The organism is Streptomyces sp. KR55, from assembly GCF_052245645.1.
Classification (GTDB): Bacteria; Actinomycetota; Actinomycetes; order Streptomycetales; family Streptomycetaceae; genus Streptomyces; species Streptomyces flavusporus.
The window spans coordinates 1-2,782 of record NZ_JBQQCE010000771.1 but is presented as its reverse complement, the minus strand read 5'-3'; the positions used below and the strand labels follow the sequence as shown (position 1 = coordinate 2,782).

General features: G+C 73.3%; 3 protein-coding genes. 2 read left to right on the top strand and 1 reads right to left on the bottom strand.

All coding sequences use genetic code 11. The features are described from left to right. Positions 1-481: phosphatase PAP2 family protein (locus ACTWQJ_RS49790; RefSeq protein WP_443312956.1), on the bottom strand; the 481-nt coding region annotated here is incomplete at its 3' end. Positions 482-553: 72 nt separating this feature from the next. Between ACTWQJ_RS49790 and ACTWQJ_RS49785 the strand changes: the two genes are divergently transcribed. Together ACTWQJ_RS49785 and ACTWQJ_RS49780 are read left to right on the top strand one after the other, a co-directional pair. Continuing rightward, entirely contained in the window at positions 554-1,210 is a 657-nt protein-coding gene (locus tag ACTWQJ_RS49785; protein WP_443312955.1) for a histidine phosphatase family protein, read from the top strand. A 42-nt stretch (positions 1,211-1,252) separates the two neighbouring features. Continuing rightward, positions 1,253-2,782, top strand: a 1,530-nt coding sequence (locus tag ACTWQJ_RS49780; protein WP_443312954.1) for an ATP-binding cassette domain-containing protein, incomplete at its 3' end; no start/stop codon positions are given.

The window sequence follows — 2,782 nt, the reverse complement described above, 5'->3', positions numbered from 1 at the left end:
CGCGGGACATGGCGACCGAGAACGCGAACGGGGCCACGACGGCACCCCAGGCGGAGGACTCCATCGCCACCCCGGCCGCGAAGGCCGCCGCGGAGGCGGAGTGACCGGACGGGAACGACGTGGTGATCGGCTGCTGCTTCAGCTGCCGGACCAGCGGGACGGGGTCGAGGACCGGGCGTGTGCGGCGCACACTGCGCTTGCCGAGGGTGTTGATGGTGGCCGAGGCCAGGGCGAGCGAGGCCACGCCCCGCACGGCGGCCCGGCGGCCCCTCGGGGTGCGGCTCGCCGCGATCAGGCCCGCCGTCGCGAACCACAGCACACCGTGGTTCGCGCTCCGGCTCAGCCTCGGCAGGACGGGCTCGGCGGCGGGCCAGTGACGTCCGGCGGCGAACTCGAACAGCCGGTTGTCCAGGGCGAGCAGCCGGTCGCGCAGGATGTGATGGCCGGGTTTCGGCAGGGTCAGGTCGACATCTGGGCTCATACAGGCGCGGGTACCCTGAAGGCGCCGTTCTCTGCCCCGTCGGCGGTGGCCGGCACCCGGAGGAACCCATCGATGCGCCTGCTCCTCGTCCGCCACGGCCAGACCCCCACCAACCTCGCCTACCTGCTGGACACCACCGTCCCGGGGCCGGGCCTGACCGAGCTGGGCGAACGCCAGGCCGCCGCCCTGCCCGCGGCCCTCGCCGACGAGGACATCGAGGCCGTCTACGCCTCCACCCTCGTACGCACCCAGCTCACCGCCGAGCCGCTCGCGGCGGCCCGCGGGCTCGAGGTGATCGTCCGGGACGGCATCCGGGAGCTCACGGCCGGCGAGCTGGAGCTGCTGCCCGGCGACTCCGAGCGCGGCCAGGAGTACATGCGGACGGCGTTCGCCTGGGCCGCCGGTGACACCGCGCTGCGGATGCCGGGCGGGGAGAGCGGCGAGGAGGCGCTCGCGCGGTACGACGCCGTGGTCGCCGAGGCCGCCGACAGCGGCGCCGGGACCGTCGCCATGGTCAGCCACGGCGCCGCCATCCGGATGTGGACCGCCGCCCGCGCCGCCAACGTCGACGTGCCCTTCGCCGCCGCCCGCCCGCTGGAGAACACCGGCGTGGTGATCCTCGAGGGCTCACCCTCCGACGGCTGGAAGGCGCTGTCGTGGGCGGGCGCGACGGTGGTGCCCGCGGGTGAGGGCGGACCCGCCGGGCGCCCGCTGGACGTGACCGAATAAGCGTTTGCCGCAGGTCATGGACAGCCCGCACAATGCGGCCTCATGGGACATCTGGAAGCCGCACACCTCGAGTACCACCTCCCGGACGGGAGGACCCTGCTCGGCGATGTGTCGTTCCGGGTGGGCGAAGGGGCGGTCGTCGCCCTCGTCGGCCCCAACGGCGCCGGCAAGACCACCCTGCTCCGGCTGATCTCGGGCGAGCTGAAACCCCACGGCGGCACCGTCACCGTCAGCGGCGGGCTCGGCGTGATGCGGCAGTTCGTGGGCTCCGTACGGGACGAGACGACCGTACGCGACCTGCTGGTGTCCGTCGCACCGCCGCGCATCCGCGAGGCCGCCGCGGCCGTCGACGCCGCCGAGCACGCCATCATGACCTCCCCCAGTGCCTCAAGGGCCTGGGAGGTGCCCCCATCCGACGAGGCCGCCCAGCTCCGGTACGCGCAGGCACTGGCCGACTGGGCCGAGGCGCGCGGCTACGAGGCGGAGACGATGTGGGACATGTGCACCACGGCCGCGCTCGGCGTGCCCTACGAGAAGGCGCAGTGGCGGCAGGTACGGACCCTGTCCGGCGGCGAACAGAAGCGGCTGGTCCTGGAGGCGCTGCTGCGCGGCACCGACGAGGTGCTGCTGCTCGACGAGCCCGACAACTACCTCGACGTACCCGGCAAACGCTGGCTGGAGGACCGTCTCGCGGAGACCCGCAAGACGGTCCTGTTCGTCTCCCACGACCGGGAACTCCTCGCCCGTGCCGCCGAGCGGATCGTCTCCGTCGAGCCCGGCCCCGCGGGTGCCGACGCCTGGGTGCACGGCGCCGGCTTCGCCACCTACCACGAGGCCCGGCGTGAACGCTTCGCCCGCTTCGAGGAGTTGCGCCGGCGCTGGGACGAGAAGCACGCCCAGCTGAAGAAGCTCGTACTGAACCTCCGTCAGGCCGCCTCGATCAGCCACGAGCTGGCGTCCCGCTACCAGGCGGCCCAGACCCGGCTGCGCAAGTTCGAGGAGGCGGGCCCGCCGCCGGAGCCGCCGCGCGAGCAGGACATCCGCATGCGGCTCAAGGGCGGCCGTACCGGCGTCCGCGCCGTCACCTGCAAGGGACTCGAACTCACCGGGCTGATGAAACCCTTCGACCTGGAGGTCTTCTACGGCGAACGGGTCGCCGTCCTCGGCTCCAACGGCTCCGGCAAGTCGCACTTCCTCAGGCTGCTCGCCGGGGACGACGTGGCGCACACCGGGGAGTGGAAGCTCGGGGCGCGGGTCGTGCCCGGCCACTTCGCGCAGACCCACGCGCACCCGGAGCTGGCCGGCCGGTCACTGCTCGACATCCTGTGGCGCGAACACGCCCAGGACCGGGGCGCCGCCATGTCCCGGCTGCGCCGCTACGAGCTGACCGGCCAGGCCGAGCAGAGCTTCGACCGGCTCTCCGGGGGCCAGCAGGCCCGCTTCCAGATCCTCCTGCTGGAACTTGAGGGCGCCACCGCCCTGCTCCTGGACGAGCCGACCGACAACCTCGACCTGGAGTCCGCCGAAGCCCTCCAGGAAGGCCTCGATGCGTTCGACGGCACGGTCCTCGCG

What these genes read in the sequence shown, in the direction of transcription:
- ACTWQJ_RS49785 (WP_443312955.1), top strand. Translation starts at nt 554, where the DNA reads ATGCGCCTGCTCCTCGTCCGCCACGGCCAGACCCCCACCAACCTCGCC.